The 16,430-nt window shown below is 67.3% G+C and carries 13 protein-coding genes; 2 read left to right on the forward strand and 11 right to left on the reverse strand.

What is annotated here, in order from left to right; genetic code table 11:
* The first annotated feature begins 47 nt into the window (after positions 1-47).
* On the forward strand, positions 48-1,976 hold the full coding sequence (locus VSR34_RS25335; protein ID WP_342963875.1) for a GGDEF domain-containing protein: 1,929 nt from the start codon (positions 48-50) through the stop codon (positions 1,974-1,976).
* 48 nt (positions 1,977-2,024) lie between these two features.
* Entirely contained in the window at positions 2,025-3,467 is a 1,443-nt protein-coding gene (locus tag VSR34_RS25340) for an HDOD domain-containing protein (RefSeq protein ID WP_036019113.1), read from the forward strand.
* 49 nt (positions 3,468-3,516) lie between these two features.
* Here VSR34_RS25340 and VSR34_RS25345 read toward each other — a convergent pair whose 3' ends face one another.
* The 11 genes from VSR34_RS25345 to VSR34_RS25395 form a co-directional block, all read right to left on the reverse strand.
* Positions 3,517-4,902, reverse strand: coding sequence for an EAL domain-containing protein (locus VSR34_RS25345; RefSeq protein WP_081716007.1), 1,386 nt, complete (start codon positions 4,900-4,902; stop codon positions 3,517-3,519).
* A gap of 328 nt (positions 4,903-5,230) precedes the next feature.
* Entirely contained in the window at positions 5,231-6,022 is a 792-nt protein-coding gene (locus VSR34_RS25350; RefSeq protein WP_342963876.1) for an ABC transporter substrate-binding protein, read from the reverse strand.
* Positions 6,023-6,306: 284 nt separating this feature from the next.
* Positions 6,307-7,368, reverse strand: coding sequence for a succinylglutamate desuccinylase (astE, locus tag VSR34_RS25355; RefSeq protein ID WP_342963877.1), 1,062 nt, complete (start codon positions 7,366-7,368; stop codon positions 6,307-6,309).
* Positions 7,352-8,692: an N-succinylarginine dihydrolase gene (gene astB / locus VSR34_RS25360; protein ID WP_028212128.1), complete on the reverse strand. Its 1,341-nt coding sequence runs from the start codon at positions 8,690-8,692 to the stop codon at positions 7,352-7,354. The genes astE and astB overlap by 17 nt, the downstream gene beginning before the upstream one ends.
* Positions 8,693-8,701: 9 nt before the next feature.
* The gene (gene astD, locus VSR34_RS25365; protein ID WP_028212127.1) at positions 8,702-10,165 is read right to left on the reverse strand and encodes a succinylglutamate-semialdehyde dehydrogenase; all 1,464 of its coding nucleotides are present in this window, start codon (positions 10,163-10,165) and stop codon (positions 8,702-8,704) included.
* A 2-nt stretch (positions 10,166-10,167) separates the two neighbouring features.
* Positions 10,168-11,202: an arginine N-succinyltransferase gene (gene astA, locus VSR34_RS25370; RefSeq protein WP_342963878.1), complete on the reverse strand. Its 1,035-nt coding sequence runs from the start codon at positions 11,200-11,202 to the stop codon at positions 10,168-10,170.
* Positions 11,199-12,290: an arginine/ornithine succinyltransferase subunit alpha gene (aruF, locus tag VSR34_RS25375; RefSeq protein ID WP_342963879.1), complete on the reverse strand. Its 1,092-nt coding sequence runs from the start codon at positions 12,288-12,290 to the stop codon at positions 11,199-11,201. Before aruF ends, astA begins: the two co-directional genes overlap by 4 nt.
* Before the next feature lie 37 nt (positions 12,291-12,327).
* Positions 12,328-13,554, reverse strand: a complete 1,227-nt coding sequence (locus VSR34_RS25380; RefSeq protein WP_028212124.1) for an aspartate aminotransferase family protein — start codon at positions 13,552-13,554, stop codon at positions 12,328-12,330.
* Between the two features lie 171 nt (positions 13,555-13,725).
* Positions 13,726-14,697, reverse strand: a complete 972-nt coding sequence (locus VSR34_RS25385; protein ID WP_036019110.1) for a GlxA family transcriptional regulator — start codon at positions 14,695-14,697, stop codon at positions 13,726-13,728.
* A 155-nt stretch (positions 14,698-14,852) separates the two neighbouring features.
* Positions 14,853-15,659 carry an ABC transporter ATP-binding protein gene (locus VSR34_RS25390; protein WP_028212123.1) on the reverse strand — a complete coding sequence of 269 codons (807 nt, stop codon included), beginning with the start codon at positions 15,657-15,659 and terminating at the stop codon, positions 14,853-14,855.
* Positions 15,660-15,714: 55 nt separating this feature from the next.
* The gene (locus tag VSR34_RS25395) at positions 15,715-16,428 is read right to left on the reverse strand and encodes an ABC transporter permease (RefSeq protein WP_028212122.1); all 714 of its coding nucleotides are present in this window, start codon (positions 16,426-16,428) and stop codon (positions 15,715-15,717) included.
* Between the last annotated feature and the right edge of the window lie 2 nt (positions 16,429-16,430).

Here is a 16,430-nt window from a genome sequence, read left to right on the forward strand (position 1 = left end):
GCGCGGCAAGGACGCCTGAGACCAACAAAGGGTTGCCAGCGACACACATGGAAGCGAACAGGATCACCGCGCCCCGCCAGGGCTGGTTGCGCACGGTCGTTGACCGGCTATACGCGCTTGCCGGCCTCAGAGGCGTTGCCGGCGACCCGCCCATACCCGTGGCATCGCACGAAGCGCACGACGAAGCCGCCGCGCCGCTCGTGCCCGCTTCGCCCGCCATCGCGGCGTCCGACTACGCGGACGCCATCTCGCTCTCGTTCGAGAGCACGGCAGCTGCGGTGGACTTCCTCGTTCACGTGGACGCCCATCTCCATTTTCTCTACGTTTCCGACGCGAGCCTGCGCTTCGCCGGCTATCACCGCGAATTCCTGCTCGGCGCGACGCTCGCCGACATCGTCACACCCGGCGATCACGAGCGGCTCGCGGCGCTGTTCGCACGCGCCGCGCACAGCGGCGCCGTGGAGAAGGAAACGGTCGAAATCGTCAAGGCGCTCACCTACCCGCTTCCCGTCGAGCTGCGCGTGCAGCGCGCCCAGTACGGCGAGACGGCCGGTTTCGCCGTCGCGGGCTTCGATGTTTCCGCCTGGCAAGGCACCGAGGCCGCGCTCACGCACGCGCTCCATCACGACCCGCTCACCGGCCTGCCCAACCAGACCGCGCTCGCCCCGGCGCTGCAGCGCGCCCAGGCCGACGCGGACCACTTCGGTGTGCCGGCGGCGCTCCTGCTGCTCGACCTCGACGACTATCAGCGCGTGAACCGGGCGCTGGGCTACGACGCCGGCGACGAGCTGCTGCGCGAGACCGCGCGGCGCCTCACGCATCTCGCGCTGCAGGGAGAAATGATCGCGCGCATCGGCAGCGACGAGTTCGCGATCCTGATCGCGCCGCAACGGCACACCGCGCCCGGCGATGTGCGCGCCGCCGCCGAGGCGCTCGGCCGGCGTCTGCTCACCGCGATCCTCCAGCCCTACGCGTTTCGCAACCAGCCCGTGCATCTCTCGGCGAGCATCGGCATTGCGTTCCATCCGGACCAGCGCCCGCGCGCATCCGCCGCAAGCGGGACCGAAACCAGCGCCGACGCCACGCCGCTCATTCGCCGCGCGGATCAGGCGCTCCAGCAGGCCAAAGCCATTGGCGGCAACACGCTGACGCTGCACGTGCCCGACGACGATCCGACCGACGCCCTGCGCCTGAAGCTGGAGTCCGATCTCTACGACGGCGTGCGCAACGGCGAGTTCTCGCTGCACTTCCAGCCCATCACGAGCAGCGCGTCGCGCGGCGTCGTCGGCGTGGAGGCGTTGATCCGCTGGCAACATCCATTGCACGGCCTCGTGCCGCCATCAACGTTTATTCCCCTTGCGGAATCCGTCGGCCTGATTAATTATCTCGGCAACTGGGTTTTGAAGGCTGCGTGCATGCAACTGACCCAATGGGACGAGCAAGGCATCGAGCTGCAGTACGTCGCGGTCAATGTCTCGCCCCAGCAGTTCCGCAATCCGCGCTTCAGGGAAAGTGTCGAGGAAGCGATCGAGCTCACCGGGGTCGACCCGCGCCGGCTCGTGTTCGAGATCACCGAAAGCCTGCTGATGCACGATCCGCACCACGCGAAGGTGCTGCTCGAAGAGCTGACCTCGCTTGGCATTCGCTTCGCGGTGGACGACTTCGGCACCGGCTATTCGAGTCTTGCGTACCTGCAGCGCTTCCCGCTTTCGAAGCTGAAGATCGATCGAAGCTTCGTCGAGAACCTCATCACCTCGCGCAACGATCAGGCGATCGTGAACGCCGTGGTGGGGCTCGCGCGTACGCTCGATCTCGAACTGGTGGCCGAGGGCGTGGAAACGGAAGCGCAGCGCGATCTGCTCACGGACATGGGTTGCGAGCACATCCAGGGTTGGCTCGTCTGCAAGGCGCTCCCTTCGGAAGAATTGCAGCAGCGCTTCGTTTCGGGCGCGCTGCACGTGCACGAGGTGCAATGATGCGGGCATCGCAAACAGCAGGGCTTTCGCGAAATTGACATGGTTCAGATGGTAAAGGCCGTCCTGCTCGACCGCTTGTGGGCCCGCATGAATGAACGCGGGGACTTCCCCTTGCTGTCGCAATCGCTGCGCACCACGGTCGCGGCGATGACGAACGACGACTACGATTTCAGTGCGCTCGTGAAGGTCGTGCTCTCGGATTTCGCGCTCACGCAGAAAGTGCTGCGGCTCGCGAATTCGGCCATGTACCTGGCGTTCGGCGGCAACATCACGACCGTCACGCGCGCCTTGATGGTGCTCGGCATGGACGCGGTCGGCCATCTCGTCGTCGGCCTGAAGATCGTCGATCACTTCCATCACAGCGCGCCGCGCCGCATCGACGCAAAGCTCGAACTGAACCGCACGATGCTTTCGGGCTGCGTGGCGCGCAAGCTCACCGAGCGCGGCGACCTGCGCGCGGGCGAAGAGGCCGTGGTCTGCACGCTCATGCGCCAGGTGGGCAAGCTGCTCGTGGTGTTCTATCTCGAACCCGAGTGGGACCAGATCCGCCGTGAGATCGAAGAAGGCACGAGCGACGACGACGCCTGCCTCGGCGTGCTCGGGGTAACCTTCGAAGAGCTCGGCCTCGAAGCCGCCGCGCGCTGGCGCCTTCCCGAGACGATCCGTTCCGGCATGCGCCAGTACGATCCGGCCGACAAAGAGCCACGCGACGTGCAGTGGCTGCGCGCCATCACCAACTACTCGACCGAAGTGGCGCGCGTGCTGACCACGGCGGGCCTCACGGAGGAAATGCGCGAGACGCATATCGCGGAACTGGCGCAGCACTATGGCCGCGCGCTGTCGACGGACCCGGAGGTGCTCGTGCAGATGAGTCTCGCGCTCGCACGCGAGGAAGCCGAAGACGGCGTGATGCGCGAGATCGTCGAATTGCGCGCCAATGCCGACGCCATTGCGCGCGAAGCGCTCGACCCCGAGGCGCGCATCGCGGCGGGCGTTCAAGACCTGCGCGCGCTGCCCCCCGACAGCCCGCTCGACACCGCCCTCACGCTCGCGACCGAAACCGTGCTCGCGGGCCTCGGCTTCGCGCGAACCGTGGTGTTCGTGAGGCACGGCGCGAACATGTTCGAGGCGAAGCATGGCTTCGGCCCGCACATAAGCGAAGTGCTGCCGAGGCTCTCGTTCTCCGCCGCGTTCCAGCCCGACGTGTTTCATCTCGCGATCGCGAACAAGGTCGGCATTTTCATCGAGAACGCGCGCGACGCGAAGATCCTCGCGCGCCTGCCTGGCTGGTATCGTTCGAGCTTCGACGACGCGCGCGCGTTCGTCCTGCTGCCCGTGGGCGCCCCGGGCGTTGCGCCGGTCGGGCTGATGTACGGCGACTGGCTCGTGAACCAGGAGCCGCGCCGCATCTCGCAAAAAGAGATGAGCGCGTTGAACGACCTCGCGCAGCAGCTTGCGCGGTTCTTCACGCAAGTTCCACAGACCGCCTGAGTCCCTGAGGAAACGGCGCCGCTTCGCTTGCGGCGCCCGCTTCCGCTCATCAATCCTCGATACGCTCCAGACCTTCGTCTTCGGCATCGCGGCCGGCCGTGCCCGCCCATTCGGCCGCAGCGAGCGCCATGGCCGCGACCGTCGGGGCGTCCAGCGGCGCCAGTGACTCGCACAGCGCGTCCACACTCGCCCAGTTGCCTCGCTCGAGCGCCTCGGACAGATCGAGCAGCCTGCCGAGCACGCCCTCGCGCTCGACGATCGCCGTGCGGATCGGCCGCGCGAGCGTGAGCACTTCGAGCGTGCTTTCGAGCGAGCCGCCGAACACCGCATCGACGAACGAGAACACGCCGACGAGAAACGCCGCGTCTTCCTCTTCGAGATGCGCCTTCTCGAGCTGCGTCACGGCGATTTCCATGAATCGCGCGCGCGTTGCCACCAGTTGCAGCAATGGGTCGTCTTCGGCGGCGATCTTGCGGCCGTCCGCGTAGAGCAGCAGCTGGGTCCAGCGCGCGATGGCGTTGGTGCCCGTCGCGTTGATGGCCTCGCGCAGCGTCGTTACCTTGCGGCCGATGTTCATGCTGCCCGAGTTGGCGAGCCGCATCAGGTGCATCACGAGCACGGGATTGAGCTTGAGTTCCGCCTCCAGTTGCGCGACGGTGGGCTCGGCGGCCAGCAGATGCAGCAGATTCAGCAGCGCCTGGCGCGGCGCGCTGGAGCGCCGCGCGCCGCCGTGCGGTTTCGCGAAGAAATAGCCCTGGAAACGGTCGAAGCCGAGATCGTGCGCGCGCTGATAGTCTTCCTGGGTCTCGACGCCCATCGCCACGAGAAGCTTGCCCGCCGACTTCATCACGCTCGCGAACTTCGGCAGCACAGCGGGCGCGATCTCGCGGATATCGATCTTGATGGCGTCCACATAGGGCAGCAGCTTCGCGAACGACTCGTCCGCCTTCGAGACGTGATCGAGCGCGAAGCGAAAGCGACGGCGGTGCAGCGCGACGAGCCGCGCGACCAGTTCCGGGTCCGCGCCGATGTCCACCGGCAACTCGAGCATCACGCGCTCGGGGCTCAAACGCTGGAGGCTGTCGTGAAAGAGCGAATCGCGCGTGATGTCGAGCCAGGCGGGATGGCCCGCGAGCGAGGCGCGCAACGCCGGCGCAGCGAAGCCGGTGAAAAGCGCGGTGCCGGTGACCGAAGGCCTGGCCGTCATACCCGCGGCCGCATCCCTGGCGGCAGCCTCGGCCTCGCGCTCGATGTCGGCGCTCTCGCGGCGGTCCACGATGCGCGGCAAGGTCTCGAACGCGCACAGGAGGCCGTCTCGATCGAGCAGCGGCTGGCGCGCGAAATAAACGTCGACAGGTGGGCCGGCGTGTTCCGGCGACTGCGTACCTCCCGCCACGCCTGACATCTGCGGACGGTCTGCGGCGTTCAAGCTCATGGAATCCCCCGCGCGGCGCCGCGCTCATGGCGACGCCCTGGTCTTGTCTCTTGGCATGCCGCAACCGTCGACGTTCGCACCGGACGCGGCTCTTTCTTATCTCAATTTTATCCTGGCAAGTAAGGTGCGGAAATGAAGTTCGCCTCGATCAGACGGTTTTTTGTGGCTTTTCCCTGCGCGTTGCCCTTTGCCGGCGCCGCTGCATCAGGACGCGGCAACGCCTGGCCCGTCAATTGATGTGCAATCCGAAACAACTGCGCGAAAAAAAACGACCGGCTGGATGGGCTCCAGCCGGTCGGCAGCGCGAAGCATCAGGCTCGTTCGCCGCTTACTTAAGCACAACCTTCACGTCGAAATACTTGGCGGCGATGCGATCGAGCGTGCCGTCCGCCTTGAGGTCCTTGAGCGCGCCGTTGAGGGCCGCCTTGAGCGCCGCGTCGTTCTTGCGCACGCCGTAGCCCACGCCTTCGCCGAGCAGCTTCGCGTCCACGACCTGCGGGCCCGCGAACGCGAAGCCCGCGCCCTGCGGCTTGTTCAGAAAGCCCTTGGAAGCGGCCTCGGCGTCCTGGAACGAGGCGTCGAGGCGGCCCGAGGCGAGATCCGAGTAGATCTGGTCCTGGGTCTGATATGGCACGACGTCGACGCCAGCGGGCGCCCACTTCGCCTTCGCGTAGGTTTCCTGGATGGTGCCCTGGAGCACACCCACGTGCTTGCCCTTGAGCGATTCGGGCGTGGGCTGCAGCGTGCTGCCCTTCTTCGCGATCATCTGGTTCGGAATCGCGTAGATCGGGTCGGTGAAGTCGATGGCCTGGCGACGCTGGTCCGTGATCGTCATGTCCGAGTTGATCGCGTTGAACTTGCGCGCGGCGAGCGCCGGAATCAGGCCGTCGAACGAATTCTCCACCCACACGCACTTCGCCTTGAGCTTCGCGCAAACGGCATTGCCCACGTCGATGTCGAAGCCCTGCAGTTCGCCTGCGGGCGACTTCGATTCGAACGGTGCGTACGATGCCTCCACGCCAAAGTGGATCTCCTTGATGTCGGCAGCGCGCGCGGCGCCTGCAGTCATGGCGGCGGCACAGAATGCGAGCGTTGCCAGCTTGTTCCAGTTCATCTTCATCAGTGTCTCTTTCCAGTCAGATTAGGGCGCGCCGGCAAGGCCCATCCATCGCGGCAAACGATGGGCATTGCGGCGCTGGCACAGGATCGCTGCGCCAAAAACACGGCTCAATCGCGAGCACCCGATGTGGTGCGCCGCAGCAAGCGCGAGGCCGGGATTGTACCGCGCTCGCGCAAGGCGCCCCGGGCGGCGCAAGCACGGCGCGGGGCGTTCGAACATGCAAATGGGTGTCGTGGATGCGCAAGGGCGCGCCTGAGCGCCTGAGGCACGTGCGCGGCGAGCGCTCAGGCGAGCGCGGCGAGCGTGGCCTTCGTCGTGTCCACGACGAGCAGACCCGCACGCAAACCCGGCTTCACGCCGGGATTCGGAAACACGATGCGTTCTTCGTCGTGCTCCACCACGTAGCGGTAGGCGCCATCTTCGGCCAGCACCTGGCCGCGCGCGAACGGCGTGAAGTTGGGCACATCGGCGGCCACGTTGAGCTTGAGCGCCTCGCTTTGCTTCGTGATCTGGCCGATCACCGTGAAGATGCGCGGCATCCGGGCGGTCTGCGGCGAAGGCGTCTCGCCTGCCAAGAGGCGGCGCACCGCAGCATCGGCACCGGCGAAGCGCGCGAGATCGTTCTGACCGAACGGGCGCACCTTGCCGAGTTCGAGCGTGCACGCGAGCGCGCCGCAGCTCCCGGCGGTGAACGACGACAGCGTCGCGCCCTTCTCCGTGTGGATCAGCACGGCCGCGATGTGCGCGTCGGCGAGCCATTCGAGCATGACGCGCGCAGGCCGTTCGCCCGTGTGCGGCAGCAGCGCGAACTGCTCGAACGCCGAGGCGCGGATCGCCGTGTGCATGTCGAGATGCCAGCGCGCTTGCGGTACTCGCGTCGCCTCGGGCGCCTTTGAGAAGAAGCGCTGCGCCGCCGCTTCCAGTGCCGCTGCGCGCGGCGCCTCGCGGCTGTCAGGCACACGGGCATGGCGCCCGCCGAACAGCCGGTTGAGGTCGTCGTCGAGATAGCGCTCGCCCGCTCGCATCGCCGCCGCGTTGCCGAGCACAACGAGCACGCGGCAGGCGAGCGGCGCACGGCCCGCCGCGATGTCGGCCACGAGTTGCGAGAGCAGTTCGATCGGCGCGGTCTCGTCGCCATGCACGCCCGCCGAGAGCAGCACGCTGCGTGTCGTCTCGTCCACGTGTGCGGGCGTCAGTTCGAGCACGCCTTCGTCGAGCCATTGCCAGCGCACACCGCCTGCGCATTCTCCGCTCGCTTCATCAGCCGTTGCCGGGCTCGAGCCGGCGAGCGTATAGCCGAGAAAATCAGCAAGCACAGAGACAGAAGCATCAGCGCTGGAAGTCATAGAGCGATCCGAGGCCGAGAATCTGCGTGAGTTCGTCGAGCGCCGTGCGTGACTCGACCAGCAGCGCCGGATCGGTCAGATCCTGCGGCGCGAGCCGGTCGCGATAGTGCCGCTCGATCCAGCCGTCGAGACGCGTGAAGAGCGCATCGTTCATCCACACGCCGGGCGCCGTCGCCGCGCGCTCTTCCTCGCTCAGCACCACGCGCAGACGCAGGCATGCCGGGCCGCCGCCGTTCTTCATGCTCTCGCGCAAGTCGAACACGAGCACCTCGTCGATGGGCCCGCTGCTCGCGGTCAGGTCGTCGAGGTAGATCGCCACGTGCGGATTTTCGCGGCATTCCTGCGGCACGACGAGAATCTGCTTGCCGTCGGCGCGGCTCAGCAACTGGCTGTTGAAGAGGTACGAAGACACGGCGTCGGCCACGCTCACGCGCGCCTCGGGCACTTCGATCACGTGGAACGGCGCGTCGTGCGCCGCGAGCTTTGCGCGCAGCTCGTCGTACACCGCCTTCTGCTCGACGAACGCGAGCTCGTGGCAAAACAGCGTGCTGCGGTTGCCCACGGCGATCACGTCGTTGTGGAACACGCCTGCGTCGATCACGTCCGGATTCTGCTGGGCGAACACGGTGCCGGCGTCGGTCAGGCCGTGGCGCTGCGCGATGGCGCGGCTCGCCTCGAAAGTCTGCCGCGCGGGGTAGCGCTTCGGCTCCGGCCCGCGACGGTATTCGCTGCGTCCGTACACGAAGAACTCCACGCCACGCTCACCGTACTGCGCGCCAAAACGCGTATGGTTGGCCGCGCCTTCGTCGCCGAGCGCGGGCGTGCCGGGCAGCGCCTCGTGCACGACGAAGTGCGCCGGATCCGCGAAGACCGTGGATAGCGTGCGGCGCGTGGCTTCGTGCTCGATCGCGCGATGCAGCTTGCTGCACAGGTTCGCAGGCGTGAAATGCACGCGCCGGTCGGGCGTATCCGCCGATGGGCTCACCGTGGCCGCGTTGGCGGTCCACATCGCCGAAGCGGAGCTTGCGGCCGCGAGCAGCTCGGGCGCCTCTTTCGCGGCGCGGGCAATCGCTTCGGCCTCCTTACCGCCGAAGCCCAGTTCGCGCAGCAACCGCATGGAGGGTCGCTCCTGCGGCGGCAGCACGCCTTGCGCGAACCCGAGGTCGGCGAGCCGTTTCATCTTGCGCAAGCCCTGCTGCGCGGCGGCGCGCGGGTTCGCCACGGACTTCTCGTTGTTCTGCGAGGCGACATTGCCGAACGACAGCCCGGCATAGTTGTGCGTGGGGCCGACGAGTCCGTCGAAGTTGGCTTCAAGGGTTTGCATCGTCGTTCCTTAGAAGGTCAGGCCCGGCGAAACGCTCGCGGGCATCTGCAGTTGCGCGCTTTCCACCGAGGCCATCGGGTAGGCGCAGTAATCGGCCGCGTAATACGCGCTCGGCCGGTGGTTGCCCGAGCGGCCCGTGCCGCCGAAGGGCGCGCCGCTCGAAGCGCCGTTGGTCGGCCGGTTCCAGTTCACCACGCCCGCGCGGATCTCGCGCGTGAAGCGATGCCAGAGCGCTTCGTCGTCGGCGAGCAGGCCCGCCGAGAGGCCGAAGGCCGTGTTGTTGGCCTGCGCGATGGCGTCGTCGAAACCCGCGTAGCGGATGATCTGCGCGAGCGGCCCGAAGTGCTCCTCGTCCGGCAGATCGGCCACGCCTGTCACGTCGAGGATGGCTGGGGTCACGAAACCGAGCGCCGGATCGCGTTGCTCCATCGGCAACAAGGCGCGTGCGCCGCGCTCGAGCAACTGCGCCTGCGCACTCATGAGCTTGCCCGCCGCGCGCGCCGAAATCACGGCGCCCATGAAGGGCTGCGGCTCAGCGTCGTATTCGCCCACGGTGATGCGCGAGCTCACTTCGACGAAACGCGCGAGGAAGCGCTCGCCGAACGCGTCGGCGGGCACCAGGATGCGGCGCGCGCACGTGCATCGCTGCCCCGCCGAAAGAAACGCCGACTGGATCGCGTGGTGCACGGCCGCGTCGATGTCTTCGACCGGCGCGACGACGAGCGGGTTGTTGCCGCCCATCTCCAGCGCGAGCACGATCTCGGGGCGGCCGCCGAACTGGCGATGCAGCAGCGTGCCCGTGTCCGAGCTGCCCGTGAAGAAGAGCCCGTCGATCTGCCGATGGTTCGCGAGTGCAATGCCCGTGTCGCGCTCGCCCTGCACGAGGTTCAGCACGCCCGCGGGCAGGCCCGCTTCGCGCCACAGCTCGACCGTTGCGCGCGCAACTTCCGGCGCGAGTTCGGAAGGCTTGAAGACCACGGCGTTGCCCGCGATCAGCGCGGGGACGATATGGCCGTTGGGCAGATGGCCCGGGAAGTTGTACGGACCGAACACGGCGACGACGCCATGCGGGCGGTGCCGCAGCACCGCGATGCCGTCGGCCATCGGCGTGCGTTTCTCGCCGGTGCGCTCGCCATAGGCGGTGATCGAAATTGCGACCTTCGCGGCCATCGAAGCCGCTTCGGTGCGCGCTTCCCAGAGCGGCTTGCCGGTCTCGCGGCCGATCGCCTGCGCGAGCGCTTCCTTCTTTTCGGTGACGAGCGCGGCGAAGCGCTTCACGATCTCGCAGCGCGCTTCGAGCGGCGTTTGCGACCACGTGGCGAACGCGCGGCGTGCGGCGTTGACGGCGCGATCGACATCGTCGGCGCTCGCGGCATTGCCGCTCCACACGGTTTCGCCGGTGCCGGGGTTGCGCGAAGCGAACGCGGGGCCCGAGGCCGCGCACCACTGTCCATCGATGTAAAGCTCGTTCATGTTTATCCCTTTTGTTGCTTCTGCGCCGGGCCGAGCACACGCACCGGCTCGCCCGCCGCGACGTTCAACGCTGCTGCTTCCTGGGCGCTCAGCGTGAACACGCCGTCGTGCACGACGCCAGGCGCGAAACCCACGCGAAAATCGCCGAGCGAAGTATTCGACACGAGCGAGCGCACGCCCTCGCCACCCTGCGTCTCGCCGATCCGGACCGGCACCAGCACGCTGTCGCGCACCGTGCGCAAGTCGCCGATATGGCATTCGAGCACCGGGCCCGCATCGAAGATATCGACGTGATTCTCGTAGCGCAGCCCCTCGGCTTCGAGCATGCGGCGCGCGGGAATCGTGTCGGCATGCGTGAGGCCCACGCATGCCTGCGCTTCCTCGGGCAGCAACTCCACGTACACGGGGTAGCGCGGCATGAGTTCCGCGAGGAACGACTTGCGGCCGTGCGAGCTGAGGTAATCGGCGGCGTTGAAGTCGATTTGATAGAAGTGCGAACCGACCGCGCGCCAGAACGGCGACGTGCCCTCCGCGTCGAAGTGGCCGCGCAACTCCGCGCACAGGCGCTCGGGAAAGCGCTCGCGAAACTGGGCGATGAACATGAACCGCGAGCGCGAAAGCAGGCTGCCCATGCCGCCCGTGCGATAGCGCGGCGACAGGAACAGCGAGCACACTTCGGCGTAGCCCGTGAGATCGTGCGAGATATTGAGCGCGCGCATGCGCGTCCAGATGCCGAGTTCCTGGCTCGCGTGCACCACCGTGCTCACGCGATAGTTGTAGAACGGCTGCTCGAGTCCCACCGCCGTTTCGATGCCGCATACGCCGGCCACGTCACCCGTCGCCGTGTCTTCCATCACGAAGAAGTAGCCGGCTTCGCGTGGCGCGGCTTCACCGGCTAGCGTGCGCCGCGTGCGTTCGATGCGCGCCTTGAGCGCCTCGCGGTCGGGCTTGAAGGTCGTGAGGCCGGGCCCCGTTTCCTGGGCGAGCGCGACAAGTGCGTCCACGTCGCCCGTTTGCACGACGCGTACCACGATCATTGTGCGTCTCCCATGTAAGCCTCTTCGGTTTGCGGCGTGGCGCGATAGAGCGGCGCGCAGCGCACCGGCTCGCCGTCCTGCACGCCGAGCGCCGCGCGCGTCGCGGCGTCGAGCGGCGCGAGGTTCGCTGCGCGCGCGCCCGCGCCCTTCACGCTTTCGGGCAGCGTCGCGAGCACGCAGCGGAACTCGCCCGCTCGCTGGCTCGCGACCAGATACGCCATGCCCTGTTGATTCGTTGCGTCCGCAACTTCACGCACCGCTCTCGTCTCGCTTTCCGCGACGGAGCCCGTGCGGTCCACTTGCGCGGTCAGCACCGGGCCCGCGTCGAAGATATCGACGAAGCGGTCCGGCTCGAAGCCCTCTTCCAGATGGATCTCATAGGCGAGCAAGGCGCTCTGGTCCGGCTCGCCGAGCACGCGCTGCGCCGGCTCCGGCAGCAGCGGCACGTAGAGCGGATAGGCCGGCATCACCTCGGCGATGAAGGTGCGGCTGCGCCCGCCCGAGGCCAGTTCGATGTCCTTGAAATCGCGCCCGAAGAACTTGCGCCCCACGGCTTCCCAGAACGGCGAGGCACCCGTCTCGTCGGTCACGCCGAGCAGCAGCGAGAACACCTCGGGCGTGAAGCGGCGGCGGTTCATCGCGACGTACATCATGCGAGCGCGCGACATGAGATGCGCGGCCGCGTCGCCGCGGAGCGTTGGCTCGATGTAGAAGCCCGCGAGGCGGCTCTTGCCCGTGAGTTCGTGCGACATCGTGAGCGCGTGGATCTTGCGGTTCACGTGCAGCTCGCGCGAGGCATGAATGAGCGCGTCGTTGCGGAACGCGTAGAACGGCTCGGCATAGCCGGCCGCCGCCACGATGCTCGAGGTGCCGACGAGCCGCCCGGTAGCGGAGTCTTCGAGCACGAACAGATAGAACTCCTCACCGGGGAAGTCCACGTCCGCGCGAAACGAGTCCTCGGAAAGCGCGATGCGCGCTTCGAGCGCCGCGCGGTCGTGCGGCAGCGAATGCAGCACCGGCTGCGCGGTGTGCGCCATGTGGGCGATCGCATCGAGATCGGCCAGCCGGGCGGGGCGAACGAATAGCATCGTCGGTCCTGTGAATGCGGTTGTGCGTGCGCCGGTTTCAGCGCGAGCCGTTGACGCCGATCACGTCATAGCAGGCCTGCTCGAAGCGCGCAAAGCCTTCGTCGAGGTCCGCTTCGGGAATGATGAGCGACGGTGCGAAACGCAGCACGTCCGGTCCCGCGATCAGCATCATCAGGCCGCGGTTCGCGGCCGCCGCGTTGAAGTCCTTGGCGCGGCCTGCGAAGCGCGCGTTCAGTTCGGCGCCGATCAGGAGGCCCTTGCCGCGCACTTCCTTGAACATGTCGAAGCGCTCGTTGAGCGCGGCGAGCTTGCCGCGAATCGTTTCGCCGCGCGCGCGCACGCCCGCGAGCAGCGCCGGATCGCTCACGAGCTCGACCACCTTGCCCGCGATCGCCGCGCCGAGCGGATTACCGCCATAGGTCGTGCCGTGCACGCCCACCTTGAAGTGTGCGGCGATCGCTTCGGTGGTGAGCATCGCGCCGATCGGAAAGCCGTTGCCGAGCGCCTTCGCCGTCGTGAGGATATCGGGTGTCACGCCCGTGTCTTCATAAGCGTAGAAGTGGCCCGTGCGGCCCACGCCCGTTTGGACCTCGTCGAAAATCAGCAGCGCGCCGTGCGCGTCGCATGCTTCGCGCAGTGCGCGCAGGAACGCGGGATCGGCGGGAATCACACCGCCCTCGCCCTGCACCGGCTCGACGATCACGGCGCAGGTCTGGGGGCCAATCGCCCGCTTCGCCGCTTCGATGTCGTTGTACGGCAGATGCGTGATGCCACCCGGCACCGGGCCGAAGCCTTCCGAATACTTGGGCTGGCCGCCCACGCTCACGGTGAAGAACGTGCGGCCGTGGAACGACTGCGTGAACGAGACGATTTCGAACTTGTCGGCACCGTGCCGATCGAACGCCACGCGGCGCGCGAGCTTGAGCGCGGCCTCGTTGGCTTCCGCGCCCGAGTTCGCGAAGAATGCGCGATCGGCGAACGTGAGCGATTCGAGCTTGCGCGCGAGGCGCAGCACCGGCTCGTTGGTGTAGCCGTTGCCGATGTGCCACAGCTTGCTGCCCTGCTCCTGCAGCACGCGCAGCAGTTCGGGGTGCGCGTGGCCGAGCGAAGTCACGGCGATGCCGCACGCAAAGTCGATATAGTCGCGGCCCTCGGTGTCCCACACGCGCGAGCCCTCGCCGCGCTCCGGCACGAACGGCGCCGGCGAGAAACACGGCACCATCACTTCGTCGAAGGTCTTGCGGCTCACAGTCTGGTCGTTCATGGCGATTCCTTTATAGCGCTTTCGCGTGTCGAATTCGGGGTCGATGCGGGCCGGGACGAGGCCGTTCCCGGCAAGTAACAGATGCAGTGTAGGCAAGCTCGTCGCAAACGTCTTGCGCAGGCGCGACGCGTTTTTTCGTACGGAACCCGCAAGATCGGCGTCTGGCCGCGCTCACTCGACTTCAGGCGGCTCGACGAGCGCACCGGCGCGCGGCTCGGCGGCGGCCCCGCCATGCTGGCGCTCGATCCAGTTGCGGCGGTCTTCGCGCGGCGTCACGCCGAAGCGCTCGCGATAGGCATTCGAAAAATGCGCCGCCGACGAAAACCCGCATGCGAGGCTGATCTGCACGACCGACTTGCTGGTGCGCTGCAGTTGCGAGCGCGCCTTGGCCAGGCGCAGGCCGAGGTAGTACTTCGACGGCATCGCGCCGAGGTACTGGCGAAAGAGCCGCTCGAGCTGGCGCCGCGACACGCCCACGAGATCCGCGATCTCGTCGGTCGTGAGCGGATCCTCGATGTTCGCTTCCATCAGCTTGAGCGCGTCGTTCATGCGCGGATGACGCTCGCCCGGCGCGGTCACGAACGGAATGCGCTGACGTTCGTCGCCGCTGCGCAGCGTGCTGGCGCCGAGCGCGTCGGCAATGCGCTCGGCAAGTTCGGGGCCGTGGTCGCGGCCGATCATCGCGAGCATGAAGTCGAGCGTGGCCTGCCCGCCCGCGCAGGTGGCGCGGTCGCGGTCGATTTCGTAGATGTGCTGGGTGACGATGGTCCGCTCGAACTGCTCGGCGAACTGCTGGAACGTCTCCCAGTTGGCGGCCACGCGGTAGCCCTGGAGCTGCCCCGCCATCGCGAGCCACCAGATGCCGTGATGAACGCCCGTGACGAGCGGCGTGCGCTGCCCCACGCGCGCGAGGCTCGCGAGAAAGAGGCGGTAGTCGGCGAACTGCTGGTAGCGCTCGGTCACGACGATCAGCCAGTCGCACGAGAGCGCGTCGCCGAACGCGCAGTCGGCGGGCCATTGCGCGCCGCCCACGAGCGGCACGGGGCGGCCGTTCCACGAGCACATCTGCCAGCGGTACAGCGCGCGGCCGTCGATCTCGTTGGCGAGATGGAGCGCATCGACGATCGGGCCCACACCCGACATCGAAACGGGCGGCAGCGCGACGATGGCGACCTGGGTGGTGCGGCCGGCGCGCGCGGGCGACGCCTGGCCGCCCGGCGCCGCGGCAGCGACGGAAGCGGAAGGGAGCACGGGGGAGCGGACCATCGGCGGCAGGATGCGCGAGACGAGCGCGCCGCTTACTTGAGGCTGCCCGAGAGGAACTGTCGCAAGCGCTCGCTCTTCGGCGCGCCGAGCACGTCGCCGGGTGCGCCCTCTTCCTCGGTGCGTCCCTGATGCAGGAACATCACATGGTTCGAGACGTTGCGCGCGAAGCCCATCTCGTGCGTGACGACGATCATGGTGCGGCCTTCCTCGGCGAGCTTTTGCATCACCTTGAGCACTTCGCCCACGAGTTCGGGATCGAGCGCCGAAGTCGGCTCGTCGAACAGCATCACGTCCGGGTGCATGGCCAGGGCGCGCGCGATCGCCACGCGCTGCTGCTGGCCGCCCGAGAGATGCGAGGGATACTGCTTTTCCACGCGAGGCGCGAGGCCCACTTTCTCGAGATACTGACGCGCGCGCTCCTCCGCTTCCTTGCGCGGCACGCCCAGCACGTGAATGGGCGCCTCCATCACGTTCTCGAGCACGTTCATGTGCGACCAGAGGTTGAAGTGCTGGAACACCATCGCGAGCTTGGTGCGGATGCGCTGCAACTGCTTGTGGTCGGCCACGTCGAGGTCGCCGTTGCGGCCGGCCTTGGTGCGCACCGTCTCGCCATCGACGACGATCTCGCCCGCGTTCGGCTTCTCGAGGAAATTGATGCAGCGCAGGAACGTGCTCTTGCCCGAGCCGCTCGCGCCGATGATGCTGATCACGTCGCCCTTCTTCGCGTCGAGCGAGACGCCCTTGAGCACCTCGTTGTCGCCGTAGCGCTTGTGGATATCGCGCGCGACCAGCTTGCTGTCCGAATGTTGCGTCATGCCTGGGTTCGTGCTTTGGGTCATGCCTTGCGTCGTCTGAGCCAAGATGGCCTCCAATGTTTCCGGTGATTCCGATGATTCAGCGGGTGCGCACGGCGAGATGGCCCAGCCAGCGCTTCTCGGCGCGGCGGAACGCGGCCACGAGCACGAACGATACCGCACAGTAGATCAGTGCCGCGAGGCCGAACGACTCGAACGAGCGGTACGTGGCCGAGTTGGCGTCGCGCGCGACCTTGAGGATGTCGGGCACGGTCGCCGTGAACGCCACCGTGGTTGCGTGCAGCATCAGGATCACCTCGTTACTGTACAGCGGCAGCGCGCGGCGCAGCGCCGAAGGCAGGATCACGCGCCAGTACATCGTGAACGGGCTCATGCCATAGGCGCGCGCGGCTTCCACCTCGCCGTGCGACGTGGCGCGAATCGCACCCGCGAAGATCTCCGTCGTATAGGCGCAGGTGTTGAGCGCGAACGCGAGGATCGCGCAGTTCAGGCCGCTGCGAAAGAACGCATCGAGCAGCGGCTCGGCGCGGATGAACGCGAGACTGTACACGCCCGTGTAGATGAGCAGCAACTGCACGTAGAGCGGCGTGCCGCGAAACACGTAGGTGTAGAAGCGCACCGGCAGCGAAAGCCAGCGGCGGCTCGACACGCGGGCCACGGCGAGCGGCACCGCGCACACGAAGCCGAAGGCCACCGAGATCACGAGCAGCCACAGCGTCATCGCGAGGCCCGAGACATGCTCGCCGTCCCAGTAGAGGAACGCGCGGCCGAATTGCTGGAGGATTTCGTTCATGG

Origin of the sequence: Paraburkholderia sp. JHI2823, assembly GCF_038900695.1 — a bacterium.
Lineage (GTDB): Bacteria > Pseudomonadota > Gammaproteobacteria > Burkholderiales > Burkholderiaceae > Paraburkholderia > Paraburkholderia mimosarum.